A 25,158-nucleotide genomic window follows, 5' to 3' on the forward strand; every position below is an offset into this window, starting at 1 on the left:
GGTCAGGTCCTTCCTGGTCAGGCAAAGCGGCCGCGGTGGCCCGCGGTGCGTTCGTCGGTTTCGCTGTCGTGCCGCTCGGCGGCGGTTTCGATGAGGTGGCTCGCATCAGGGGCGGGGCCGCGGCCCTGACCCTGGTGCTGCTGCATCTGCTGGCGCCCGGCGTCGGCCGGGGTGTGCGTCACTTGCGCTTCGGCGACGCGCACGCCCTGCTGGCGCAGATCCTCGACGAGGCGCGGCTGTGCGGTCTGGACGATCGTCGCGGTCGCTTCATGCTGCGTGTCGAGGCGCAGCGTGACGCCCTCGTCGCCCGCCAGCATCGACACATCGAGGCGGCCGAGATGGCGCGGCATCAGGCGGAAGCTGAGTTCGCCCTTGTCGGATTTGGTCGCTGCGATGTCGGCGGCGAGCTGCGCGATCCATTGGTCGTCGCTGGCGGTGTCGAGCACGCGCTCGGCGACCGGCGCGGCCTTCGCGGCCTCGGTCAGCGGCGCGGCCCCCTGGAGGTCGGGCTGGGCGAAGAGCACGGCCATCGAGGCGCCGGCATCGACCACCGGCTTGGCGGCCTTGGGTTCGACGGTGACGGCGGTGGTGAGCTGGGTCGGTGCGGTCTCGGCGGCCTTGCCTGCAGCCGCCGGCAGCACCGGGTCGGCCGCGCGCGACGGCGACGTGGGCGCGGCAGGCTTCGAAACCTTTTCTGCGACCGTCTTGTCCGCTGTAGGCATCGAGGCGGCGATCACGGTGGCGACGGCCGGCGTTTCGACGGTCACAGCGACCGGAGGAAGGACCGGAGCGGGCGTGGCGGTCCCTGCTGCGCCATCGACGGACCCGTCGGTTTCGTCCTGCGCGGTCGGCGCGGCCTTGTCGTTCGCGGGGGTCGCCGCCTTGACCGGCGTGGCGGCCGCGATCAGCAGGCTGGCGGCCGCTGCAGCGGCATCGGCGGTGGAGGCCGCCTCGGCAGTCGCTGCCGTCGGAACCTTGACGGTCGGCTGGTCCGGAAGCGCGGCGTCGACCGGTGTATCGACGGCGAGTTGCGGCAGCCCGAACAGTGCCGCCGCGGGCGGGGCGGAGGGCGTTGCGGGGGTCGTTGCGGGGGTGGGCAACCTGTTGGCGTCGGCAGATACGACGAAGACCGGCAGCGCGGCCGGGGCGCCGGACTCAACGGGAGTCTGGGCGCCGAAGAGATTGGCGGCGACCGGTGCGGCCGATGTCGCGGTCGGCATATTCGCGAGAAGTTGGCCGAAACCGCCATCGACGCCGCTCTCGTTCGCGGGCGCGGCGGCGCCGAGCGCGGCGAGGATCGAGGCGACGCCGTGGTGCGCCGGGGTCTGGGGAAGCGAGGCCATCATGCCGCACCGCCGTCGAGCAGGCGCAGGCTCATCGCGCGGCGGCGATGCGGGCGGTTCGCGTCGGTGCGGCGTTCCTGCTCACGCACGTCGGACAGGCGGCTGCGCTCGTAGAGGCGAACCGCCGATTCTTCCTTCACCATCGCGCTCTGCGCCACGACTCCGGCCTGGTCGCGGCGGCTGCTCGCATTGACGAGCGGCGCGACGAGATTTTCCTTCGCCATGTCGAGCCGCATCCCGAGCTCTCCAATCGTGTTGAGGGCGCGGCCCGCGACTTCGCCCTTGGCCATCGCGAGGTCGGCGCGCAGCGTTTCGAGACGCTTCGACAGTTCGACGAGGCTCGCGAGCTCGCCGGTAGCGCGCGCGAGATTGGCTTCCGCCATCTGATGTTCGACGGTGCGCACGCGGATGATACGTTTGCGGCGTGCGGTGCGGGCGTTCATGCGGAAAATCCTTCAATCAGGGCTTGGCGGGAGGAGGCAAAATCGATCTGGCCGCTGGCGGCCTGGCATACGAAGGCGAGCTGGTCGGCGCGGCGCGCGATCGCTTCGTCGAGCACCGGATCGGCGCCGGCGACATAAGCGCCCATCAGCATCAGATCGCGATTCTCTTCATACGCCGACCAGAGCTGGCGAAAGCGGGCGGCGGCGAGCGCATGGTCGGGATCGACCGAATCGGCCATCGTGCGCGACAGCGACCGGGCGACGTCGATCGCGGGATAGACGCCCTGTTCGGCGAGCTGGCGCGACAGGATGATGTGACCATCGACGATCGCGCGCGCCGAGTCGACGACGGGGTCGTCGATGTCGCCGCCGTCGGCAAGGACGGTGTAGAGCGCGGTGATCGAGCCGCCGGTCGCATTGTCGTTGCCCGCGCGCTCGACGAGCGAGGGGATCAGCGCGAAGGTCGATGGCGGATAGCCCTTCATCGTCGGCGGTTCGCCGAGCGTCAGGCCGATCTCGCGCTGCGCGTGCGCGACGCGGGTCAGGCTGTCGATCAGCAGCAGCACCTTCTTGCCGTCGGCGCGGAAGCTTTCGGCAATCGCGGTTGCGCGCATTGCGGCGCGGAGGCGCAGCAGCGGCGGATGGTCGGCGGGAACCGCGACGACGACCGACTTCTTGCGGACCGCGGGCGGCAGCTTGGTTTCGACGAAGTCGCTGACCTCGCGGCTGCGCTCGCCGATCAGGCCGACGACGATCACGTCGCATTCGGTACCCGCGATCATCTGGCCCATCAGCACTGACTTGCCGACGCCCGAGCCCGCGATGATCGCGACGCGCTGGCCTTCGCCGACGGTGAGCAGGCCGTTGATCGCGCGCACGCCCATGTTGAGCGGCCTGGTCACGCGGCCGCGGCGCAGCGGATTGACCTTGCGGCCGGCGAGCGGCCACTGGAAATGCGACTTGACCGGCGGGCGGCCGTCGAGCGGATTGCCCTGCGCATCGATAATGCGGCCGAGCAGCGCCTTGCCGACGGTGACCATCGAGGAGGCGCCGTGCGGCTCGACCGGCGCGCCGGTGACGAGCGGCATATTAGTGTCGAACGGCAGGACGAGGCTGCGGTGACCGCGAAAGCCGACGACCTCGCCATAGACATAGTCATTGTTCGCCGACTTGATGCGAACATTGCTGCCGAGCGGCTGAGGGAAACCCGACACCTCGAGCATGATGCCTTCGTGCGCGACGAGCGTGCCGATGCGGCGCGGGCTCGCGTCGCCGAGTTCGACGGGCGTCAGAAGCTGCTGCGCGGTCATGGCGAGGCGGCGCGTCATGCGGCGGGTCCGTCGCTGCCGAGCGCGGCGCGCAATTCGTTCAAATAGACGGCGCGGCCATGTTCGATCCAGCCGGCCGAGGTTTCGATGCGCACGGTGCCGCGCGTCATCGACGGATCGGCTTCGATCGGCAGCGCGATCGGCGCGTCCATCAGCAGCGCGGCATCGGCGGGATTGACCCACAGGGTGCGCGCCTTGTCGGCTTCGGCGACCATCGCCGCGGCGGTTTCGGCCTGCGCGCGGAGCCAGTCGCCGTCGATCGGCGCGCTTTCGACGATCTGACGGACGAGCCGCTCGACCGTTTCGGCGATGAGCTGCGCAAGCTCCTCGCTCGGTTCGTCCTGCAGCGCCTCGGCGCCGGCGACGAGTGCGAGCAGATGGTCGCGTTCGATCGCAAAGCCCGCTTCGGCGAGGCGCTGGCCCTCGGCCAAGCCGAGCGCGAACGGATCGTCGGCGGGGGCTCCTTCGGCATCGAAGCGTTCGACCGGCACGATCTCGGCGGCGCGCGCCATGCCGAATTGCATCGGGCGGAAGCCGCGGCTCTGCGCCATGACGGCGGCCAGCGAGATGGCGGTGGTTTCGGCGGCGCGGTCAGACATAATCGTCTCCGGCGCCCGCGATCATGATCTCGCCCGATGACGCCATCTGGCGCACAACCTGCATGATCGCCTTCTGCGCCTCGTCGACGTCGACGCGCTTGACCATCGTCATCTCCGCCATTTCGTCGCGGATCGTTTCCGACGCGCGCTTCGACATGGTGGCGAGGCAGCGGTCGACCATATCGGCGTCGGTGCCCTTGAGCGCGATCGCGAGCTGCGCCGCGTCGACCGAACGGAGCACGGTGCCGAGGCTCTTGGCATCGAGATCGCGAAGGTTTTCGAAAATGAACATTTCCTCTTCGATGATCTGGGCGAGCAGCTTGTCCTGCTTCTTGAGCGCGCGGATCGTACGTTCGCTGAGCTGCTTCGGCATCTTCTTCATGATCTTCGCGACGTCGCTCGGGCCGCCGATCGGCTGCTTCGCGACGCGCTGGCCGCTGACATTGGCGGCGGCGAGGACCGATTCGAGATCTTCGATCGCGGCGGCGGGAACTGCGGTGAGTTGCGCCGCGCGCAGGACCAGTTCGGACTGCAGCGCCTCGTCGAGGGTCTCGATCGCGCGCGCCGCGACATCGGGAACGAGCACCGACAGGATCAGCGCGCCGACCTGCGGATGTTCGTTGGCGAGCAGCGCGCTGATCGCATCGACGTCCATCCAGCGCAGCATTTCGAGCGACGCGGCGCTCGACTGCGGCGCGACGGCGGCGAGGATGTTGTCGGCGCGGACGTTGCCGACCGCTTCGTGGATCACGGTGCGGATGCGCGTGTCGGCGCCGACGGCGAGCGCGCTGACGTTGCGGCTTTCGGACACGAAATGGCTGAGTGCGAGGTCGATCTGCGTCTCGCTGGCGTTCGCCGAGTCGAACATCGAGCGCGCGAGCTGGCGAACCTCGTCGGCATCGAGATGCTTGAGGATCGTCGCCGCTTCGCTTTCGTCGAGCAGCATCAGCAAAATCGCGGCGGCCGAGGCGCCCTCGATCGTCGGCTTGGCGCTGACGGGGTTGTCGAGGGTGTCGATTTCGTCAGCCACGGGCACCCTCCTGCATCAGCTGGCGGACGACGAGCGCGGCGCGCGCCGAGTCCTGACGGACAAAGGCACGGACAAGGTTGGCGCGTGCCTCATAGCTCGGCGCCGCCTCGATCATCTCGAGCGTGATCTCGTTGCTCGGGCGCTGGCTCGCGGCGCGCGTCGCCTGATTGTCGGCGACCGCCAGCAGCGTCTCTTCGAGCTGGGTCTCGCGCTCGGCGCGTTGGACGGCGCGCGTCTTCGCGGCCTTGATCATCGGCCGCCCGATGAAGAAGAAGGCGAGGATCGCGGCGAGCACCGCGCCGACCTGCTTCAGCAGCGGCAGGAACCAGGGGGCGTCGTAGAAAGCGGGGGCCGCGTCCTCGACCGTGGCGAATGGACGCTGGCTGATCGCGACCTGGTCGCCGCGCGTCGCGTCATAACCGACCGCGCCCTTCACCAGCGCATCGATTTTCGCGATGTCGGCCTGCGTCAGCGCCTTCTTGCCCTGGTTGAGCGCGACCGCGACCGAAACGCGGCGAAGCTGGCCCTGCGGCTGGTGCGTGACCGAAATCTCGCGGCCGACCTCATAGGCACGGGTCGCATTCTCGTTGCTGTTCGTTTGCGTCGGAGCCGGCGCGCCCGGTGCCGAGGGCAGCGGCGCGGTGTCGGTGACGGTCGACGCCTGCGGCGGCTGGTTCGAAAGTGCGCCGGGAATGCCGACGGCGGGCGCATTGCCTTCGCCGCTGACGGTGCGCGTGACCTGTTCGCTGGTCAGTGCCCGGTCGTCCTTGGGAAAGCTTTCGCGCGTCGCCTGGCTTTCCGACATGTCGACATCGGCGTGGACCTCGACGCTATAGTTGCCGGCGCCGAGCATCGGCCCGAGCAAAGTGTCGAGCGCGCGGCGGAAGCGCTCCTCCATCTGCGTCTGGAGCTGGAAGGATTTCATGTCGGCGTTCGACACGCCGTCGCTCAGCAGCGACCCGCGCTGGTCGATCACCTGCACCTCGTCGGCGTTCATTCCGGGAACCGACGACGCGACGAGAAAGCGGATGGCCTGGACCTGCCCGTCCGAAAGCGAGCGGCCGTTCTGCAGCGTCAGCATCACCGATGCGGTCGCGGGCTTGTCCTCGCGGACGAAGAGGCTGGGTTCGGCGGCGGCGATATGAACGCGCGCGACCTTGACCGCGTCGATCGTCTCGATCGTGCGCGAGAGGTCCGCCTCGCGCGCCGAGCGCAGCGTTTCGCCTTCGATCGCGCGGCTCGATCCCATCGGCAGCGAGGCGATCAGGCTGTCGCCGCTCGGCTGCGCCTTGGGCAGACCCTGGCCGGCGAGCGCGATGCGCGCCTGATAGAGCTTGTCGGCGTCGACGGTCAGCGATCCGGTGGTCGGATCGATCGCGTGCGCGATCCCCTGCGACTGCAGCGCGTCGGCGACGGCCGCCTTGTCGCTGTCGTCGAGCCCGGCGAAGAGCTGGGCCTGCGGGGCGGTGGTCGTCATGAAATAGGCGAGCGCGGCGATACCGATGGCGGCGCTGGTCGCGATCATCGGCAGCGCGCGCTGCACGGCGGGCTGGCGGACGAAATCCTGCACCGGCGCAAAGCGGCCGCCGAGGCCGGGGACCGGCAGGCGGTTCGGGGTGGGATCGACGGGGACGAGGGTCTGGGTATCGGCCATGGATTATACCGGCATGTTCATGATGTCGCGATAGGCGGAGAGCAGCTTGTTGCGGACCTGCAGCGTGGTCTCGAAGCCCAGCGAGGCCTTCTGGCGCTCGATCATCACGCTGACGATGTCATGCGTGTCGCCGCGCTCATAGGCTTCGCTGAGTTCGCTGGCCTTTGCCTGCTGGTTGTTGACCTGTTGCAGGGCGTTGCTGATGGCGGCGCCGAAATCGGGGGTTCCCCCGACGCCGCCCTCGATGCCGTCCGCGGCACCGCGGCCCGCGGCGCGCTGCAGCGCCTGGTTCTGATTGAGAATCGTGCTGCGCATCTGCAACAGCCGGCTCGGGTCAATCGTGCTCATAAGCTTTCATCCGTCCTGGTGCGCAGCGGTCGACCGCACGCCCAAAGAGTAATGCAAAGCGCGTGCCAAAAAATTTTATGGCACTTTTCCAGCAGGATATATGAATGCGGATCAGGCTTAACGCTGCCTTCGGCATTTTTTTGACACGCCGGCTTAATCGCCGCCGCCGCCCGCCGTTACTGCATCCGTGACCGCTCCTCGAGCCCTCACATCACGGGAATGGCCATCGAGGCCGGAAAGGAACAACATGACTGTCATCAACACCAATGTGAGCGCGCTCCGCGCCCAGAACAGCTCGCGTGTTGCCGAGCGCATGCAGTCGCAGGCGATGGAACGCCTGTCGTCGGGCAAGCGCATCAACAGCGCGAAGGACGATGCCGCCGGCCTCGCCGTCGCAACCCGCATGAACGCCGCTTCGAAGGGCTTCACGCAGGCGATCCGCAACGCGAACGACGGTATTTCGCTCGCTCAGACCGCCGACAGCGGCGCCGCCAGCATTTCGGACATCCTCGTCCGTATGCGTGAACTGGCCATGCAGGCCTCGAACGGCACGCTGGCCGACGCCGACCGCGCGCTGGTGCAGAAGGAAGTCACGGCGCTGATCTCGCAGATCGGCGATATCACGACGCAGACGACCTTCAACGGCAACAAGCTGCTCGACGGTAGCGTTGCCGCCGGCTTCGACATCCAGACCGGCATCAACTCGACCGAAGTCGTGAACATCACGATCGGCAACCTCACCGCCACGACGCTCGGCGTCAACGCTCTGTCGGTTGCGACTGCGGCGGGTGCCACCGGCGCGCTGGCGACGCTCGACACCGCGATCACCACGGTCGCCGGCGAACGCGCCAACCTCGGTGCGCAGCAGAACCGCCTGACCGCGGCCGTCGACAATCTGTCGGCCCGCGTCACCAACCTCGACGAATCGCGCTCGCGCATCGAAGACACCGACTTCTCGGCGGAATCGACCAAGCTGGCCGCTGCCCAGATCCTGTCGCAGGCGTCGACCGCGATGCTCGCGCAGGCGAACCAGAGCGCGCAGGGCGTGATGAACCTGCTCCGCGGCTAAAAGATAACCATCGCAAACAGTTCAGGCCAACTTTGGTTGGTCCCTTTATTGGCCTGATCCGATGCCCCGGCTCCCCACAGCCGGGGCATCTTTGTATTCTGTTTCGGCGTGACCGAAACAGGCGCGGTTCCAGCCCGCTCCCCCTCCCAGCCTCCCGACATCGTATCCTATGGGAGGCTGGGAGGGGGAGCGGGCTGGAACCGTTCCCGGCGTCAGCCGGGACAAAGCTCTTCAATGGAAATCCCGCGACTTGGGCAGGATGCGGACGTTGCGCGGATGGCCGTGGCGCTGCGCATAGTCGCCTTCGGACCGTCCGCGCGGCACTTGCGGATGCTTGACCTCGTCGGCACGGCAAAGGTCGGGTACGAAACGCCGGTCGTCGCCAAGCGCGTCGAGCATTGCCGTGCGGTCGACGATCCGCGTTGCCATTAGGTGGATGACACCCTCCTTGCTTCGCTGCACTTCGCCCTCGGCGAGCATCAGCCGCGACGCCATCACCGCGCGGCGATAGCGTTCGAAATGGCGCGCCCACAGCAATATGTTGACGATCCCGCCCTCGTCCTCGAGCGTGATGAAGATCGCATTGCCTTTGCCCGGCCGCTGGCGGACCAGCACCACGCCTGCGGTGCGGACGATCGCCCCGTTCTTGGCCGCCGCGACCTCGGTAGCGCTCAATATGCCCTCGCGCGCCAGGTCGGCGCGCAGGAACGCCATCGGATGGCCTTTCAGCGACAGCCGCGTCGTCTGGTAATCGGTGAGCACATGCTCGACCATCGGGGTCGGCGGCAGCTGTGCGTCTTCCTCGAAGCCCAGTTCATTCGCCTCGGCGGCGCCGAACAGCGGCAGCACCCCCTGCCGCACGCGCCGCGCATCCCACAGCGCCGGCCGTCGGTCGAGCCCCATCGACCGGCACGCATCGGCATCGGCGATGAGGCGCAGCGCGCGCGAGGGCAGGTTGGCGCGGCGCGCGAGTTCCTCGACCGAAGTGAAAGCCGAGGTGGCGCGCGCATCGGCGATCGCCTTCGCCCACTCCTCGCGAAACCCGTCGACCTGCCGGAAACCGAGCCGGAGAGCGAGGCTGCCATCATCGCGCCGTTCGAGACTATTGTCCCAACCGCTGGCGTTGACATCGACCGCGCGCACCTCGACGCCATGATCGCGCGCGTCGCGCACAAGCTGCGCGGGGGCGTAGAAACCCATCGGTTGCGAATTGAGGATGCCGCAGGCGAAGACGGCAGGGTGGTAATGTTTGATCCATGACGAGACATAGACGAGCCGAGCGAAGGATTGGGCATGGCTTTCGGGAAAGCCATAGCTGCCGAAACCCTCGATCTGTTTGAAGCAGCGTTCGGCGAAATCCTGCTTGTATCCGCGCGCGACCATGCCGCCGACCATCTTGTCGCGGAAATTGTCGATCGTGCCGACATTGCGAAAGGTCGCCATCGCGCGCCGCAGTCCATTGGCCTCTTCGGGCGTAAAACCGGCGGCGGTGATCGCCAGATTCATCGCCTGCTCCTGAAAGAGTGGCACGCCAAAAGTATGACCCAGCACCTCCTTAAGCTCGTTCGGATCGTGAGGCGGCGCCGGCGAGGGATACTCGACCTCCTCCTCCCCGTTCCGGCGGCGCAGATAGGGATGCACCATATCGCCCTCGATCGGTCCGGGACGGACGATCGCAACCTGCACGACCAGATCATAGAGCTTCCGGGGCCGCAGACGCGGGAGCATATTGATTTGCGCGCGGCTCTCGACCTGAAAGACGCCGATGCTGTCGCCCTTGCACAGCATGTCGTAAACGGCCGGATCCTTGGAATCGATGTCGAGCTCCAGCGTGTGGTCGCCCAGCCCATGTTCGCGCATCAGGTCGTAGCATTTGCGGATGCAGGTGAGCATTCCGAGTGCGAGCACGTCGACCTTCATCAGTCCCAATGCGTCGATGTCGTCCTTGTCCCATTCGATAAAGGTGCGATCCTCCATCGCGGCATTATGGATGGGGACCAGTTCGTCGAGCCGCCCTTCGGTGAGGACGAAGCCGCCGACATGCTGCGACAGATGGCGCGGCGCTTTCAGCAGTTCGCTTACAAAGCGGTGCAGGCGCTCGATTTCGCCATTGTGCGGGTTAAGCCCTGCTTCGACCAGCCGCTCGACGGGCACCTCGTCCCCCCAGCTTCCCCAGCTCGTGTCGGCGAGCCGCGCAGTGACATCTTCGCTCAGCCCCAGCGCCTTGCCGACCTCGCGGATCGTGCTGCGCGGGCGATAGTGGATGACGGTTGCGGCAATCGCGGTGCGATCGCGCGTGTAGCGGTCGTAAATATACTGAATGACCTCCTCGCGCCGCTCATGTTCGAAATCGACATCGATGTCGGGAGGTTCGTCACGCTCGGCCGAGACGAAGCGGGAGAAGAGCAGCTTGTGCTCGTCCGGATCGACCGAGGTGACGCCGAGCAGAAAACAGACGATCGAATTGGCGGCCGATCCGCGCCCCTGACACAGGATCGGCGGCTCCTGCGCGCGTGCGAAGCGGACAAGATCGTAAACGGTCAGAAAATAATAGACATAATTCCGCCGTCGGATCAGACGGAGTTCGTTGCCGATCATCTTGCGGATTTTGGGCTTCAGCGGTGCGCCATAGCGTTTCTCCGCGGCTGTCTTCACCAGATGGTGGAGATAGTTGAACGGCTTCCAGCCCGGCGGCACCGGCTCGTGCGGATATTCGTAGCGCAAATCTTCGAGGTCGAAATTGATGCGGGCGAGCAGCTTGGTGCTGGCATCAATCGCCTTCGGGCTTTGTGCGAACAGTCGCTTCATTTCGGCAGGCGCTTTCAAATGGCGCTCGCCATTGGCGCGGAGTCGCTTGCCGGCCTTCTGAAGGGTCACGCCTTCCCGGATACAGGTGATGATGTCGTGAAGCGGGCGTTGGGCGGATGTCGCATAAAAGGCGTCATTGGTGGCGAGCAGCGGGACATTTGTCGCTGCCGATAAGCGTTGGAGTTCGGCCAAGCGCCGAGTGTCGGCACCCGACAGCGGCATTGTGGCGGCCAGCCAGACCGATTTCGGCCGTTTGCGTTTGAGGGTGCGAAGCAATTCCTCATCCCCCTCCATCGCGATCAGTAGCAGATCCTCGCAATGGTCGAGCAGGTCGCCCAGTTCGAGAATGCAGCTGCCCTTTTGCGTGCGCAGATTGCCGATCGACAGAAGGCGGGTCAGTCGGCCCCAGCCGTGGCGGCTGACGGGATAGGTGACGATGTCGGGCGTGCCGTCGGCGAAGACGAGCCTTGCACCGACCACGAGCCGGAAGCCCTCTACTGCCCCGGGATTTTTGACCCGCAGCTCTTTCAGAAAAGCCCATGCCCGCACTACCCCGGCCACACTATTCCGATCGGCGATGCCGATGCCGGTCATGCCGAGCGCGATCGCCTCGGCCACCATGTCGGCGGGATGCGACGCTCCCCGCAGGAAGCTGTAGTTGGTCGCGGCGACCAGTTCCGCGAAGCCAGGATCAGCGGACTCGTCGCTCATGCGAAAACCCCGTGGATATACCAGCGCGGGTCGGGCTTTTCGTCGTACAGGCCGTGGCGGAAGAGCCAGTAGCGGCGGCCGTGGACGTCCTCGACGCGGTAATAGTCGCGTGTCAGCCCACCATTGTCGCGGCGGCGCCACCATTCGGCGGCGATGCGTTCGGGGCCTTCGTAGCGGCGCACCGCATGCGTCGCGCGGCGCCAGCGGAACTGGTGCGGGGGGCCGTCGGGGACCTCGGCGATCACCTCGATCGGCTGCGGCGGGTCGAAGAGGTGGAAGGGGCGTGTCGGGGGTTCGCCGGGTTCGGGCGCGATCCAGGGCGCGGGTTGCGGCGCGTCGATCGCGGGAAGCGCGAGCTGCGCCTGTTCGGGGATATGCGTGTCCTCGGCTATCAATTTTTTGACACGTCGCCGCCCGAGCCGCGTCGTCATCCGGTCGACGAGCTCGTCCATCGCCGCTTCACGGACTTCGCCGCCTTCGAGTTTCAGCTGCGTGGCGCCGAGCGGGTCGAGCCGCGGCACCGTGAGGCGGATCATGTCGAAGCCGAAGCCGGGGTCGAGCGGGTCGGCAAGCCCGTCCATCCGCTCGGCAAACAGCCGCATGACGAGGCGCGCGTCGCGGGTCGCATGGCCGGTTTCGATATCGATGCCGCGCGCCAGCCCGTCGCTGCGAAAGAAGGTCGCGCGGAAATGGCGGCCGCCTTTGCCGCGATCGAGCAACTCCTTGATCGCTTCGTTCGCGAGTTCGGCCAGCACCTTGGTCGCATGCGCCGTGCTGCCGATCGGTTCGGCGAAGCGGCGTTCGACCGCGACCGGCGGCGGCGCGATGCGCGGGTCGAGCGGGCTCGGCGCGTCGCCGAGAATACGGCGGAGCGCCATCGCGGCGCCGGCGCCGAAACGCGCGGCGATATTCGCCATCGGGCGGCTCGCGAGGTCGCCGATCGTCTTCAGTCCCGCGCGAACGAGTGCTGTCGTCGCCTCGGGCCCGAGTTCGAGCGCGAGCACGGGCAGTCGGCGGACCGCGCTGGCTTCGTCCGGGGCGGGGCGCGTCTGGTAGCGCGCGAGCGCACGCGCTGCGTCGGCGGTCGGGCCGAAGGCGTGGCGGACGCTCATGCCGAGCCGCGACAGACGCATTTCGGCATCGAAGATCAGGCTCGCCTCGCCACCTGCCAGATGCTCGGCGCCTGCGATGTCGAGGATCAGCCCGTCGGGAGCGTCGAGCGCGACGAGCGGCGTGTAGCGGTTGCATCCCAAGGCGAGCCGGTCGAGCCAGGCGTGGTCGGCGACCGGGTCGTGCTGGACGGCGATCAGCTCGGGAACCCGCGCGCGCGCGTCCGCAAGCGGCATGCCGACGGCGAGTCCGACCGCCTGCGCGGCCGGGTCGACGCTCGCGATGCGCAGTGCGCCGCGTATCTTCTCGGTGAAGACCAGCGGGGCGTCAGGCGGCCGCGGCGCCGTGCGGCAAAGCCGCTCGGCGGGCAGGTACGGGAAGAACAGCGCCAGATAGCGCCGGCTCCCCGCAGGCATGCCCGAAACTTTTGTTGTCATGGTTCCAGTCCAGTCGCCAGCGGCCGCCCGCGGGGCCGGCGCGCCAGCGCAGCAGTTCGAGGTCGAAGGCGGGGGCGCCCGGCGCATTGGCCTCAAGTTCGCGCGACGCCGCCGCGGCGACGCTCCACCGCGTTTCGGCGACGCTCGGTGCGGGGACAGCGTTGAGGCGGAGCATTAACAGGGTCGTGCCTGCATCGCGCGCGCCGAGCGCGAGACGGCGGCCCGCGGTGAGGTCGAGCAAGGGGAATTTCCCCCAGCTCTCGACGATCACCGCCGCCGATCCGGCGCAGCGGATCGCATCGTTCGCGCAGGCAAGCAGCATCTTGGGATCGGGAGTCTCGACGAGCAGCAGCCGGTCGGGGTCGCCGCCGAGTTCGGCGATTCCGGGGGCGTAAATATGCCCGGCGCGCCCTCCGGCGTCGGCGGTGCGCAGCCAGATCAGCGGCATCTTGCCGGGGGTACGCAGCGCCAGCAGCGCAGCGAAGGCCGCGGCGCTCGTCCCGTCGAGCGCGTCGGCGGCGAAAAATTCATGCGTCCGCCCGACCGCGAACCCGCCGCCGAGCGCGGCGTCGAAGCCCGCATGTCCGCTCGCCAGCCAGCCCTCGGCCGGGCGGCTTGTCTGGCCACCATCGGCGGCCAGCCGGGCGATATGCTTGCGCAACCCGGCGAGAGATTGGGACGACTCGTGCATATATGTTCCTGATTTGTTCTATTAGCGCGCGAGCGGGGGCGATTGTCAAGTTGAGTCAACCATTGCTCATTTCGTCATGCCGGACTTGATCCGGCATCCATTCCGCCGACGAAGCATGGGCCCCGGATCAAGTCCGGGGTGACGAAAGGCTATTAGGGCGCCGTAACGCCCGCGTTGCTATCCCCACCCAGCGCGCGGAACAGTGCGATGCGCGTGCTCACGAGCAGCAACTGCGTCCCGATCTCGCTTCGCCGTGCCGCATAGAGGCTGCGCTGGGCATCCAAGCTGGAAAGGAAGCTGTCAACGCCGCCCTTGTACCGGGCGTCGGTGAGCATCGCGGTATCGGCGGCGGCTTCGGTATTGGCAGCGGCGGCGCGGACGCGTTCCGACATCGTCCCCTGCACCGCGAGCGCGTCGGCGACCTCGCGGAAGGCGGTCTGGATTGCGCCTTCATAGCTCGCGAGCGCGGCATCACGCTGCGCCTTGGTCACATCGACCCCGGCGCGGCGGCCGCCGAAGTCGAAGATCGTCGCGCTGGCGTCGCCGCCGACCGACCAGTTGAAGGATCCGCTGTCGAAGAGGCTTCCGAGCGCGTCGCTCGCGAAGCCGAGCAGCCCGGTGAGCGAGATCGTCGGGAACAGCCGCGCACGCGCGATGCCGATATCGGCATTGGCGGCGCGCAGGCGATATTCGGCCTCGATCACATCAGGACGGCGAAGCAGGATTTCCGAGCTGACCCCGGCGGGAAGCTGGACGATCCCCGGCGTCACTTCGGCGAGGCCAGCGGGGAGCTGCGCACGGTCGAACTCGGCGCCGACGAGCAGGCGGATCAGATTCTCGTCCTGCGCGAGCCGGGTTTTCTGCTGTGCGATCGAATCCTCGGCGGTGGCGAGGATCTGTTCGGCCTGGCTGAGGTCGGTGCGCGGCGCGACCCCGCCGTCGAGCCGCGCCCTGGTCAGACGGACGCTTTCGCGCGCGTTGGCGGCGGTATCCTCGGCGATCTTGAGCAGGTCGCGGTCGGCGCCATAGGTGGCCCAGGCGCTCGCAAGGTCCGCAATCAACGCGAGGCGCACGGTGCGCGATGCCGCCTCGGTTGCGAGTGCGCTGTTGCGGTCGGATTCGGCGGCGTTGGCGAGCCGGCCGAACAGGTCGAGTTCGAAGGCGGTAATCCCGCCGCGCAGCGAGAAATCGCCGCTCCCGCTGCCCGTGCCTCCATTGTCCGAATAGCCCGCGCCCGCGCTGACGCCGAGTTCGGGGAACTGCCCGGCGCGGCTGACGCGCGCCTGCGCCCGCGCGGCGGCGAGATTGGCATAGGCGACGCGGAGGTCGCGGTTGTTGACCAGCGCCTGTTCGACGAGGCGCTGTAGCCGCGCGTCGGTGAACACCGTCTTGTACGACAGCACCGGCAGCGCCGCCTCGTTCTGGAGCAGATAGGCGTCGCCCGCGGGCCAGCTCTGCGGCACCGGCGGCGCGGGCAGCACCGTCTTCGGCGTGAGCGAGCAGCCGGCGAGGAGCAACGGGGCCGCGATCAGGAGCGAGGCGCGATTCATGCCGCCACCTCCGCGCCGCCGTCCTTCTTGCCGAACCGTTGGCGCAGCGCCGCGAGCCCGTCGCGAACGCCGCGGCGGACGAGGACGAAGAAGAGCGGGATGAAGAAGATCGCAAGCAGCGCGGCGGTCAGCATCCCGCCGATCACCGCGGTGCCGATCGCGACGCGGCTGTTCGCGCCGCCGCCGGTCGCAATCGCAAGCGGTAGCACACCGAAGATGAAGGCAAAGCTCGTCATCAGGATCGGACGGAGACGGATGCGCGCCGCCTCGACCGCAGCCTCGATCACGCGCTTGCCCTTTTTCTCTTCCTGCTCGGCGAATTCGATCATCAGGATCGCATTCTTCGCCGCTAGCCCCATCGTGGTGAGCAGGCCGATCTGCAGATAGACGTCATTCTCGAGCCCGCGCAGCGTCACCGCAAACACCGAGCCGACGAGGCCGAGCGGAATGACGAGCAGCACCGCGAGCGGGATCGACCAGCTTTCGTAAAGCGCCGCGAGACAGAGGAAGACGACGAGCAGCGACAGCGCATAGAGCAAGGACGCCTGCCCCGACGACAGCCGTTCCTGATAGGAGGAGCCAGCCCAGGCGACGCTGGTGCCGGGAATTTCGTTCGCCATTCGCTCCATCTCGTCCATCGCCTCGCCCGAACTGGTGCCGGGGGCGGGCTGGCCCGAGATTTCGAAGGCGGGGACACCCTGGAAGCGCGAGGTGCTGCTGGGCGTCGTCGACCAGCCGAGGTCGGCGAAGGCCGAGAAGGGTGACATCTCGCCGTTCGACGAGCGGACATACCACTGGCCGAGATCCTCGGGCTTGGCGCGATATTGCGCGTCGCCCTGGACATAGACGCGCTTGACGCGGCCCTTGTCGATGAAGTCGTTGACATAGCGGCCGCCCCACGCGGTCGCGAGCGTGTTGTTCACGTCGCTGTTGGTGAGGCCGTAAGCGGTGAGCCGCTGCGAATCGATGTCGATCTTGAGCGTCGCGACGTCGGGAAGGTCGGAGAGGCGCACCGAGGTGAGCTTCGGATTGGCGCTGGCCGCGGCGAGCAGCTTTTCGCGCGCCGCCACGAACTCATCGCGGCTCATCCCGCTGCGGTTCTGGAACTCCATCGTGAAGCCCGAGGCATCGCCGAGCCCGCGGACTGCGCCCGGGACGAGCGCGAATACCTGCGCATCGCGGATTCCCGACAAAGCCTTGCGCGTGCGCTCGGCGATCGCGTCGGCGGTATTTTCCTTGCCCGGCCGGCTGTCCCAGTCGACCAGGTTGATGAAGCCCTGACCGGTATTCTGGCCGACCGCGCCGCCGCCCCCGCCGCCGCCCGCGACGAGGAAGAGCGCGCCGACATTCGCCTTTTCCTGCGTCAGCAGATATTTCTCGATCTGGTCGCGCACCTGCAGCGTGCGTTCCTGCGTCGCGCCGGCGGGCAGGCGGAACTGGATCTGGACGCGGCCCTGATCCTCGTTGGGCAGGAAGCCGCTCGGCAGCCGCAGGAACATCACCGCGAGCAGGGCGAGGATCAGCGCATAGATGCCGAGGAACAGCCATTTGCGGTCGACGACCTTGGTCACGCTGCCGACATAGGCATTCACGGAGCGGTCGAACCAATTGTTGAAGCCGTCCTGCGCGCGCTTCATCGCGGCGTGGGCGCGCGGGAAACGGTGCGGCTTTTCGGGCACGTCGCCATGCTGCGGGGGCTTGAGCAAGGTCGAGGTCAGCGCGGGGCTCAGGATCAGCGCGACGAGCACCGACAGCGCCATCGCCGAGACGATCGTGACCGAGAATTGGCGATAGATGACCCCGGTCGAGCCGCCGAAGAAGGCCATCGGCAGAAACACCGCCGACAGCACGAGCGCGATCGCGATCAGCGCGACCTGCAACTCCTTCATTGACTGGATCGTCGCCTCGCGCGCCGACATGCCGGGATTCTCTTCCATCAACCGCTCGACATTCTCGACGACGACGATCGCGTCGTCGACGAGCAGGCCGATCGCAAGGGTCAGCCCGAACAGGGTCATCGTGTTGATGCTGAAGCCCAATATGTAAAAGACGCCGAAGGTGCCGAGCAGCACGACGGGCACCGCGATCGCGGGAATCAGCACCGCGCGCCAGCTTTGCAGGAAGACGAACATCACGACGATGACGAGCAGGATTGCCTCAAACAGCGACTTTTGCACTTCGCTCACCGACAGTTTGATGAAGGCGGTCGCGTCGTTGGCGTAGCTGTAGGTGAGGCCGTCGGGGAAGTCGGCCGAGAGTTCCTGCATCCGCGCCTTGACGCGGTCGGCGGTCTCGAGCGCGTCGGAGCCGGGCGAGAGCGAGATCGACATGCCCGCGCCCGGATGACCGTTGATGCGGACGATCGTCGCATAGCTTTCGGCGCCGATCTCGACCCGCGCGATGTCCTTGATCCGCACGCTCGATCCGTCGGGGAGCGTCTTCAGCACGATATTCTCGAACTGCTCGGCGGTCTGGAGGCGCGACTGCGCGGTGACCGTCGCGTTGAGCATCTGGCCTTGCGGCGCCGGCGTGCCGCCGACCTCGCCCGCCGCGACCTCGGCATTTTGGGCGGTGATCGCGGTGACGACATCGCCGGGCATCAGCGACACCGCGGCGAGCCGCTGCGGGTTGAGCCAGATGCGCATCGCGTGCGGCGAACCGAAGACGTTGACGTCGCCGACCCCCTCGACGCGCGACAGCGGATCCTGGATGTTCGACGACAGGAAGTCCGACACGTCCTGAAACGAGCGCGTGTCGGTGGTGTCATAGACGCCGACGAGCAGCAGCGTGTCCGAATTGGCTTTGGTGACGCGGATGCCCTGGCTCTGCACCTGTGCCGGCAGGCGCGAGATCGCCGAGGCGATCTTGTTCTGCACCTGCACCTGCGCGATGTCGGGGTCGGTTCCCTTGGCAAAGATCGCGGTGATGGTCGCCTGCCCACGCGAGCTCGACTGCGAGCTGAAATAGAGCAGGCCGTCGATCCCGGTCAGCTGCTGCTCGAGCACCTGGGTGACGCTGTTCTCGATCGCTTCGGCGGAGGCGCCCGGATAGGTCGCGCGGATGTTGACCTGCGCGGGGGCGATGTCGGGATATTGCTCGATCGGCAGCGCGCGCAGCGCGCCGAGCCCGCCGAGCATGACGATGATCGCCAGCACCCAGGCAAAGATCGGCCGGTCGATGAAGAGACGCGACATGGGGGGCTAGTTTCCTTTCGCCGCAGCGCCCTTATCCGAGCCCCCGTCCGCAGCTTTGCCAGCGGGTGTCCCCAACCGCTGCGGACTGCTCGCCGGAACCGGCTTGACCGGCGCCCCTGCCTTGAGGTTGCCGACCCCCTGCGTGATGACCTTGTCGCCGGGCTTCAGCCCGTCGGTGACGACCCAGTTCGGGCCGACGGTGCGCTCGGCGACGATCTTGCGCCGCGCCGCCTTGTTGTCCTTGCCGACCAGATAGACGAAGGCCGATCCGTCGAAGTCGCGCTGCACCGCGGCTTGCGGGACCAGAATAGCGGTCGGATTGATCGCCTGATCGAACAGCGCGGTCACGAACATGCCGGGCAGCAGCAGCCCCTGCGGATTGGGGAAGCGCGCGCGCAGGGTCACGGTGCCGGTGCCTTCGTTGACGGTGACTTCGGAGAATTGCACCGTGCCGGCGAAGCCATAATCGCTGCCGTCCTCGAGCTTCAGCCGCACGGAGGTACTGCCGGGGGTCACCCCGCCGCTCGCCAGCGCCTGACGGAGGCGCGTGAGGTCGGCGCTCGATTGCTGCATGTCGACATAGATCGGGTCGGTCTGCTGGATCACCGCCAGCGGGGTCGCCTGGTTCGCGCTCGCGAGCCCGCCCGGCGTCACCAGGCTGCGCCCGATACGCCCGCTGATCGGCGCCGACAGGCTGGTGTAGCGCAGGTTGATCCGCGCGGTTTCGAGCGCGGCGGCATTTTGCGCGACCGCGGCGCGCGCGCTGCGTGCCTGCGCGAGCGCGTCGCTGTAATCCTGCTGCGCGACCGCTTGAATCTTTGCGAGCGGTTCGAAACGCTTCGCTTTCTCGTCGGCCGCCTGCGCACTGGCGCGCGCGCTGGCGAGGTTTGCCTCCGCCTGATCGACCGCGGCGCGGTAGAGGCTGGCGTCGATCTGGTAGAGCGGCTGGCCGGCGCGCACGAAGCCGCCCTCGGTGAACAGGCGGCGGCGGATGATGCCGTTCACCTGCGGCCGGACCTCGCTCGTCTCGAAGGCGACGGTGCGGCCGCCGAGCGACGTGGTGAGCGGAACGGCCTCCTGCCGGACGACGACATAGCCGACCTGCGCGGCGCGGTTGCCGCGCCCTTCGTCTTCCTTGCCCGAACAGGCGCCGAGCGAAAGCGTCAGGGCGCACAAGGCTCCGATCAGGAGCGGCGGCTTCGTCATCGTCATTCGAAAAATCCGTCTCGGGTTAGGCCGGCCGGCGGGGGAGCAAAGCGTCGGATTCGGGCTATTCAGCCCATCGCATTGCACCATGCAAGCGCTTTCAGGCACTTGCGACAAAGTGCGACAATTTGGATGCGCGGGCAATCAGGCGGGGACGAGAAGCGCCCGGCTCTCGCGCACCTCGACGTCGAGCCAGTCGATAAAGGCGCGGATGCGTGGCTGCGGTGCGACGTCGCGGTGGAGCGCAAGCCAGAAAGCGCGCGCGATCGTCTGATCGGGGCGCACGCGGACCAGCGCGGGATCGTCCCCCGCGAGGAAGCAGGGCAACACGCCAACCCCTGCGCCGCCGGCGATCATTCGCCGCTGCGCGAGGATTGACGAGGAGCGGACGTTCGCGCGGAGGCCCGGCTCGATCTCGCCCAGATAGTCGAGTTCGGGGGCATAGAGGATGTCGGGCATATAGCCGATCACCGGGATGCCCGCGCGCGACAGCGGTGCCGCGGCGACCGCATCCTGCCAGTCGGGGCGATCGGCGGGGGCGTAGAGGCCGAGGCTGTAGTCGGCGAGCTTGCGCGTGATCAGCGGGCCCTTGCGCGGCCGCGCAAGCAGCACCGCCATATCGGCCTCGCGCCGCGACGGGTTGAGGAAGCCCGACGAAGCGACGAGGTCGATCTCGAGCTCGGGATGCGCGGCGACGAAACTGCCCAGGCGCGGGGCGATGAAGCTGTTGCCGAACCCTTCGGAGACGCTGACGCGGAGTTGCCCCGACAGCGCCGACCCGCCCGGCTGCGCCGAATGGATGCGCGCCGCCGCCGCCGCCATCGCTTCGGCGTGCGGAACGAGCGCCCGGCCCGCCGCGGTCAGAACGAACCCCGTCGGCGCGCGTTCGAACAAAGTCTGCTGCAGCGCGGCCTCGAGCGCGCTGACCTGTCGGCTGACGGTCGTCGCATCGACATGCAGCGCCGCGCCGGCGCGCGCGAGCGTGCCGTGGCGCGCGACGAACAGGAAATATTGCAGCTTATCCCAGTCCATGAGCTGCAAATATGCAGGATATGCCTGCAAGTCTATCCCTTGCAATCGCGGCGCAACTGGTCTGTGGCAGCGGCAACGTCATACGGGAGACTCGGATATGCGACAGATCGACCACCACATCGTCGGCGGCGCCGGCGGCGGCGCAAGAGGTTCCGGGCGCTTCGGCGATGTCCTCGACCCGAACAACGGCGGCGTACAGGCGCAGGTCGCGCTCGGCGACAGCGCCATCCTCGATCGCGCGGTGGCCGCCGCGAAGGCCGCGCAGCCCGCCTGGGCCGCGACCAACCCGCAGCGCCGCGCGCGCGTGATGTTCGAATTCAAGCGCCTCGTCGAAGCCAATATGAACCAGCTCGCCGAGATGCTCTCGGCCGAGCATGGCAAGGTGATCGCGGACTCGAAGGGCGATATCCAGCGCGGTCTCGAAGTCATCGAATTCTGTTGCGGCATCCCGCATGTGCTGAAGGGCGAATATACGCAGGGCGCCGGGCCGGGCATCGACGTCTATTCGATGCGCCAGCCGATCGGCATCGGCGCGGGTATCACCCCGTTCAACTTCCCCGCGATGATTCCGCTTTGGATGGGCGGCGTCGCGACCGCGGTCGGCAATGCCTTCATTCTGAAGCCCAGCGAGCGCGACCCCTCGGTCCCCGTGCGCCTGTCGGAACTCTTTCTCGAAGCGGGTATGCCCGAAGGCATTTTCCAGACCGTCCATGGCGACAAGGAAATGGTCGACGCGATCCTCGATCATCCCGACATCGGCGCGGTCAGCTTCGTCGGTTCGTCGGATATCGCGCATTATGTCTACAATCGCGGCGTCGCGAACGGCAAGCGCGTACAGGCGATGGGCGGCGCGAAGAACCACGGCATCGTGATGCCCGATGCCGATCTCGACCAGGTCGTGAACGATCTGACCGGCGCCGCCTTCGGCTCGGCGGGCGAGCGCTGCATGGCGCTGCCGGTCGTCGTTCCCGTCGGCGAGGACACCGCAAACCGCCTGCGCGAAAAGCTGGTTCCTGCGATCGAGGCGCTGCGCGTCGGCGTGTCGACCGATGCCGAGGCGCATTACGGCCCCGTGGTGACGCAGGCGCACAAGGAAAAGGTCGAAGGCTGGATCGCGAAATGCGCCGACGAGGGCGCCGAGCTCGTCGTCGACGGCCGCGGCTTCACGCTGCAGGGGCATGAAAAGGGCTTCTTCGTCGGCCCGACGCTGTTCGACCATGTCACGACCGACATGGAAAGCTACAAGGAAGAAATCTTCGGCCCGGTGCTCCAGATCGTCCGTGCCCCCGATTTCGAGACCGCGCTCGAACTGCCGTCGAAGCACCAATATGGCAACGGCGTCGCGATCTTCACCCGCAACGGCCACGCGGCGCGCGAATTCGCGGCGCGCGTCAACGTCGGCATGGTCGGCATCAACGTGCCGATTCCGGTGCCGGTCGCGTACCATACGTTCGGCGGCTGGAAGCGGTCGGCGTTCGGCGACACCAACCAGCACGGCATGGAAGGCGTGAAGTTCTGGACCAAGGTCAAGACCGTCACCGCGCGCTGGCCCGACGGCTCGCCTGATGGCGGCAACGCCTTCGTCATCCCGACGATGGGGTAAGCCGGGCCGGTTCGGCGCTTTCCCGTCATCGACGCGGGAGGGCGGCCGGGCTATGGTTGCGCTGCCGCCATCGGGGCGGCGCCATCAGGGGAGAACAGACATGGATATTCGCTTTGCCGCCGCCGCCGCCATGCTGCCGCTTGCCGCCTGCGCCACGATGGGTGGTGGAACCGAACCGGCGTCCGCGGCTGACCCGATGACGTGCAATGCCGACAGCGGCACTTCCTTCGTCGGCCAGACTGCAACGCCCGAGGTCGGCGCTGCGGTACTCAAGGCAACCGGTGCCCGCACGCTGCGCTGGGGCCCGCCGCGCTCGGCGATGACGATGGATTACCGCCAGGACCGCGTGAACATCATGTACGACGACGCCTACAAGATCGAGCGCATCACCTGTGGCTGATCCGGCGCGTCGCAACCACAGCTCTGCCTCGCCCTTCGAACCCGTCTATGGCTACAGCCGCGCGGTTCGGGTGGGGAACCGCATCGACGTCGCGGGCTGCGCGCCGATCGAGCCCGACGGTGCCTCGACGCCGGGCGACGCGGGCGCGCAAGCGGCGCGCTGCCTGACGATCATTCGCGAGGCACTCGAAGCGCTCGGCGGCTCGCCTGCCGACGTCGTGCGCACCCGCATGTACATTACCGATCCCGCCGACGCCGATCTCGTCGGCCGCGCGCATGGCGCGATGTTCGGCGACATTCGCCCCGCGTCGACGATGCTCGTCATCCCCGCGCTGATCCGCCCCGAGTGGAAGGTCGAAATCGAAGCCGAGGCCATTTTAGAGACAGAGACATGACCGACCAGTTCCAGCTTACCGACGACCAGCTCGCTATCCAGGATATGGCGCGCAAGTTCACCGCCGACCGCATCACGCCCTTCGCGGCCGAGTGGGACGAGAAAAGCCACTATCCTGTCGACGTGTGGAAGGCCGCGGGCGAACTCGGCTTCGGCGCGATTTACGTGTCCGAAGAATCGGGCGGCATCGGGCTCGGCCGGCTCGAGGCAGCGCTGATCATGGAGGCGATGGCCTATGGTTGCCCCGCGACGTCGGCCTATATCTCGATCCACAATATGGCGGCGTGGATGATCGACCGCTTCGGCGGCGCCCAAATCAAGGCGCGCTTCCTGCCCAACCTCGTCAGCATGGAAAAGATCGCGAGCTATTGCCTGACCGAACCGGGGTCGGGCTCCGACGCCGCGGCGCTCAAGACGACCGCGAGGAAGGATGGCGACCATTATATCCTAAACGGCACCAAGCAGTTCATCTCGGGCGCCGGGGTCAACGACATCTATGTCTGCATGGTCCGCACGGGCGAGGAAAAGGCGAAGGGCATCTCCTGCCTCGTCATCGGAAAGGACACGCCGGGCCTCAGTTTCGGCGCGCCGGAGAAGAAGCTCGGCTGGAACGCGTCCCCCACCGCGCAGGTGATCTTCGAGGACTGCCGCGTGCCCGTCGAAAACCTCGTCGGCGCCGAGGGCGACGGTTTCCGCTTCGCGATGGCGGGGCTCGACGGTGGGCGCCTCAACATCGGCGCCTGTTCGCTCGGCGGCGCACAGCGCTGCCTCGACGAAGCGATCGCCTACACCAAGGACCGCCAGCAGTTCGGGCAACCGATCGCCGACTTCCAGAACACCCAGTTCATGCTCGCCGACATGGCGACCGACCTCGAAGCCGCGCGCGCCTTGCTTTACATGGCGGCCGCAAAAGTCACCGCGAACGCCCCCGACAAGTCGCGCTTTTCGGCGATGGCAAAGCGGCTCGCGACCGATAGCGGCAGCAAGATCGTCAACGACGCGTTGCAGCTGTTCGGCGGCTATGGTTATTTGAAGGACTATCCGATCGAGCGCTTCTGGCGCGACCTGCGCGTCCATTCGATCCTCGAAGGCACCAACCAGGTGATGCGGATGATCGTCGGAAGGGACCTGTTGCGCCAATGACGGACGATGTACTGATCAGCGTCGAGGGCCGCGTCGGCCATCTGTCGCTCAACCGCCCGAAGGCGATCCACGCGCTCAACTTGCCGATGTGCGAGGCGATGATCGATGCCCTGCTGGCGTGGCGCGAGGCCGACGCCGTCGAGGCTGTGATCATCGATCATAGCGAGGGTCGCGGCTTCTGCGCCGGCGGCGACATCCGTATGCTTGCGACAAGCGGTGCGAAGGACGGCATCGAGGCGCGGCTATTCTTCCACACCGAATATCGCCTGAACCATCTGCTCTTCACCTACCCCAAGCCCGTCGTCGCCTTCATGGACGGCATCACCATGGGCGGCGGCGTCGGCATTTCGCAGCCGGCGAAGTATCGCGTGGCGACCGAGCATACGCGTTTCGCCATGCCCGAGACCGCGATCGGCCTGTTCCCCGACGTCGGCGGCGGCTGGTATCTGCCGCGGCTCGAGGGGCGCGTCGGCGTCTTCCTCGCGCTCACCGGCGCGCGGCTCGACGGGGCGGACTGCCTCGCGCTCGGCCTCGCGACGCATTATCTGCCGTCGGAGAAGCTCGCCGAGGCGAAAGAGCGCATCGCGCAGCACCCCGACCGCATCGGTGGCATATTGGGCGAACTGTCGGTCACCGCGCCCCCCGCCGCGATCACCCACCAGATTGACAAGATCAACCGCCTCTTCGCCAGCGACACCTATGAGGATATCCTCGCCGCGCTCGAAGCCGATGGCGGCGAATGGGCGGAAAAGGAACTCGCGGCGCTGCACAGCAAGTCGCCACAGACCTGCAAGGTCGCGCTGCGTCAGCTCAAGGAAGGCGGCGAGATGCACGACTTCGCGGCCGAGATGACGCAGGAATATGCGATTGGCGCCCGCGTCGTCCAGATGCACGACTTCATCGAGGGCGTCCGCGCGCTGATCGTCGACAAGGACAACAGCCCGAAATGGGACCCGCCGACGCCCGAAGCCGTCACCGACGACTGGATCGACGCGATCTTCGCGCCGCTGCCCGAATCCGAGAAATGGACCCCGCTCACTTAACCTCGTCACCCCGGACTCGATCC

Annotated in this window: 20 protein-coding genes; 6 read left to right on the forward strand and 14 right to left on the reverse strand. The window is 67.3% G+C overall.

All coding sequences use genetic code 11. From position 1 onward, the window contains the following. Window positions 1–17: 17 nt before the first annotated feature. Genes QOL79_RS12760 through fliE form a run of 7 tightly spaced genes read right to left on the reverse strand, consistent with a single transcriptional unit; the run spans window position 18 to window position 6,745 of the window. Window positions 18–1,346: a flagellar hook-length control protein FliK gene (locus QOL79_RS12760; protein WP_283419835.1), complete on the reverse strand. Its 1,329-nt coding sequence runs from the start codon at window positions 1,344–1,346 to the stop codon at window positions 18–20. Continuing rightward, complete coding sequence (locus QOL79_RS12765; protein WP_058456376.1) at window positions 1,343–1,786, reverse strand: hypothetical protein; 444 nt, start codon at window positions 1,784–1,786, stop codon at window positions 1,343–1,345. The genes QOL79_RS12760 and QOL79_RS12765 overlap by 4 nt, the downstream gene beginning before the upstream one ends. Beyond that, a complete protein-coding gene (locus QOL79_RS12770; protein ID WP_058456375.1) occupies window positions 1,783–3,114 on the reverse strand; it encodes a FliI/YscN family ATPase in 1,332 nt (443 codons plus the stop codon). Before QOL79_RS12770 ends, QOL79_RS12765 begins: the two co-directional genes overlap by 4 nt. Continuing rightward, complete coding sequence (locus tag QOL79_RS12775) at window positions 3,111–3,713, reverse strand: FliH/SctL family protein (protein ID WP_283419836.1); 603 nt, start codon at window positions 3,711–3,713, stop codon at window positions 3,111–3,113. Before QOL79_RS12775 ends, QOL79_RS12770 begins: the two co-directional genes overlap by 4 nt. Continuing rightward, the gene (locus QOL79_RS12780) at window positions 3,706–4,743 is read right to left on the reverse strand and encodes a flagellar motor switch protein FliG (RefSeq protein WP_283419837.1); all 1,038 of its coding nucleotides are present in this window, start codon (window positions 4,741–4,743) and stop codon (window positions 3,706–3,708) included. The genes QOL79_RS12775 and QOL79_RS12780 overlap by 8 nt, the downstream gene beginning before the upstream one ends. Then, window positions 4,736–6,397: a flagellar basal-body MS-ring/collar protein FliF gene (fliF, locus tag QOL79_RS12785; RefSeq protein WP_283419838.1), complete on the reverse strand. Its 1,662-nt coding sequence runs from the start codon at window positions 6,395–6,397 to the stop codon at window positions 4,736–4,738. Before fliF ends, QOL79_RS12780 begins: the two co-directional genes overlap by 8 nt. A 3-nt stretch (window positions 6,398–6,400) precedes the next feature. Beyond that, the gene (gene fliE, locus QOL79_RS12790; RefSeq protein WP_058456371.1) at window positions 6,401–6,745 is read right to left on the reverse strand and encodes a flagellar hook-basal body complex protein FliE; all 345 of its coding nucleotides are present in this window, start codon (window positions 6,743–6,745) and stop codon (window positions 6,401–6,403) included. A gap of 247 nt (window positions 6,746–6,992) precedes the next feature. Between fliE and QOL79_RS12795 the strand changes: the two genes are divergently transcribed. Beyond that, window positions 6,993–7,814: a flagellin N-terminal helical domain-containing protein gene (locus QOL79_RS12795; protein WP_058456370.1), complete on the forward strand. Its 822-nt coding sequence runs from the start codon at window positions 6,993–6,995 to the stop codon at window positions 7,812–7,814. A gap of 231 nt (window positions 7,815–8,045) precedes the next feature. Here QOL79_RS12795 and QOL79_RS12800 read toward each other — a convergent pair whose 3' ends face one another. The 7 genes from QOL79_RS12800 to QOL79_RS12830 form a co-directional block, all read right to left on the reverse strand. After that, on the reverse strand, window positions 8,046–11,333 hold the full coding sequence (locus tag QOL79_RS12800) for an error-prone DNA polymerase (RefSeq protein ID WP_283419839.1): 3,288 nt from the start codon (window positions 11,331–11,333) through the stop codon (window positions 8,046–8,048). Further along, window positions 11,330–12,859 (reverse strand): Y-family DNA polymerase, encoded by a 1,530-nt coding sequence (locus QOL79_RS12805; protein WP_283419840.1) that lies wholly within the window; start codon window positions 12,857–12,859, stop codon window positions 11,330–11,332. Before QOL79_RS12805 ends, QOL79_RS12800 begins: the two co-directional genes overlap by 4 nt. After that, window positions 12,771–13,571, reverse strand: coding sequence for an ImuA family protein (locus QOL79_RS12810; protein WP_058456367.1), 801 nt, complete (start codon window positions 13,569–13,571; stop codon window positions 12,771–12,773). The genes QOL79_RS12805 and QOL79_RS12810 overlap by 89 nt, the downstream gene beginning before the upstream one ends. 152 nt (window positions 13,572–13,723) lie before the next feature. Next, window positions 13,724–15,121, reverse strand: coding sequence for an efflux transporter outer membrane subunit (locus QOL79_RS12815; RefSeq protein WP_283419841.1), 1,398 nt, complete (start codon window positions 15,119–15,121; stop codon window positions 13,724–13,726). Further along, a complete protein-coding gene (locus QOL79_RS12820) occupies window positions 15,118–18,315 on the reverse strand; it encodes an efflux RND transporter permease subunit (RefSeq protein WP_283419842.1) in 3,198 nt (1,065 codons plus the stop codon). The genes QOL79_RS12815 and QOL79_RS12820 overlap by 4 nt, the downstream gene beginning before the upstream one ends. 6 nt (window positions 18,316–18,321) lie before the next feature. Then, window positions 18,322–19,527, reverse strand: coding sequence for an efflux RND transporter periplasmic adaptor subunit (locus tag QOL79_RS12825; protein ID WP_283419843.1), 1,206 nt, complete (start codon window positions 19,525–19,527; stop codon window positions 18,322–18,324). A 138-nt stretch (window positions 19,528–19,665) separates the two neighbouring features. Then, window positions 19,666–20,553, reverse strand: a complete 888-nt coding sequence (locus QOL79_RS12830; RefSeq protein ID WP_283419844.1) for a LysR family transcriptional regulator — start codon at window positions 20,551–20,553, stop codon at window positions 19,666–19,668. Between the two features lie 97 nt (window positions 20,554–20,650). Here QOL79_RS12830 and QOL79_RS12835 point away from each other — a divergent pair, with 97 nt between their 5' ends. The 5 genes from QOL79_RS12835 to QOL79_RS12855 all read left to right on the forward strand — a co-directional run bounded on the left by QOL79_RS12835 (window position 20,651) and on the right by QOL79_RS12855 (window position 25,135). Beyond that, a complete protein-coding gene (locus QOL79_RS12835; RefSeq protein WP_283419845.1) occupies window positions 20,651–22,156 on the forward strand; it encodes a CoA-acylating methylmalonate-semialdehyde dehydrogenase in 1,506 nt (501 codons plus the stop codon). A 100-nt stretch (window positions 22,157–22,256) separates the two neighbouring features. Then, entirely contained in the window at window positions 22,257–22,556 is a 300-nt protein-coding gene (locus tag QOL79_RS12840) for an I78 family peptidase inhibitor (RefSeq protein WP_283419846.1), read from the forward strand. After that, the gene (locus QOL79_RS12845) at window positions 22,549–22,950 is read left to right on the forward strand and encodes a RidA family protein (RefSeq protein ID WP_204992167.1); all 402 of its coding nucleotides are present in this window, start codon (window positions 22,549–22,551) and stop codon (window positions 22,948–22,950) included. The genes QOL79_RS12840 and QOL79_RS12845 overlap by 8 nt, the downstream gene beginning before the upstream one ends. Beyond that, window positions 22,947–24,092 (forward strand): acyl-CoA dehydrogenase family protein, encoded by a 1,146-nt coding sequence (locus QOL79_RS12850; RefSeq protein WP_283419847.1) that lies wholly within the window; start codon window positions 22,947–22,949, stop codon window positions 24,090–24,092. Before QOL79_RS12845 ends, QOL79_RS12850 begins: the two co-directional genes overlap by 4 nt. Next, complete coding sequence (locus QOL79_RS12855) at window positions 24,089–25,135, forward strand: enoyl-CoA hydratase/isomerase family protein (protein WP_283419848.1); 1,047 nt, start codon at window positions 24,089–24,091, stop codon at window positions 25,133–25,135. The genes QOL79_RS12850 and QOL79_RS12855 overlap by 4 nt, the downstream gene beginning before the upstream one ends. Window positions 25,136–25,158: the final 23 nt, after the last annotated feature.

This window comes from Sphingopyxis sp. Geo48 (genome assembly GCF_949769155.1).
Classification (GTDB): Bacteria; Pseudomonadota; Alphaproteobacteria; order Sphingomonadales; family Sphingomonadaceae; genus Sphingopyxis.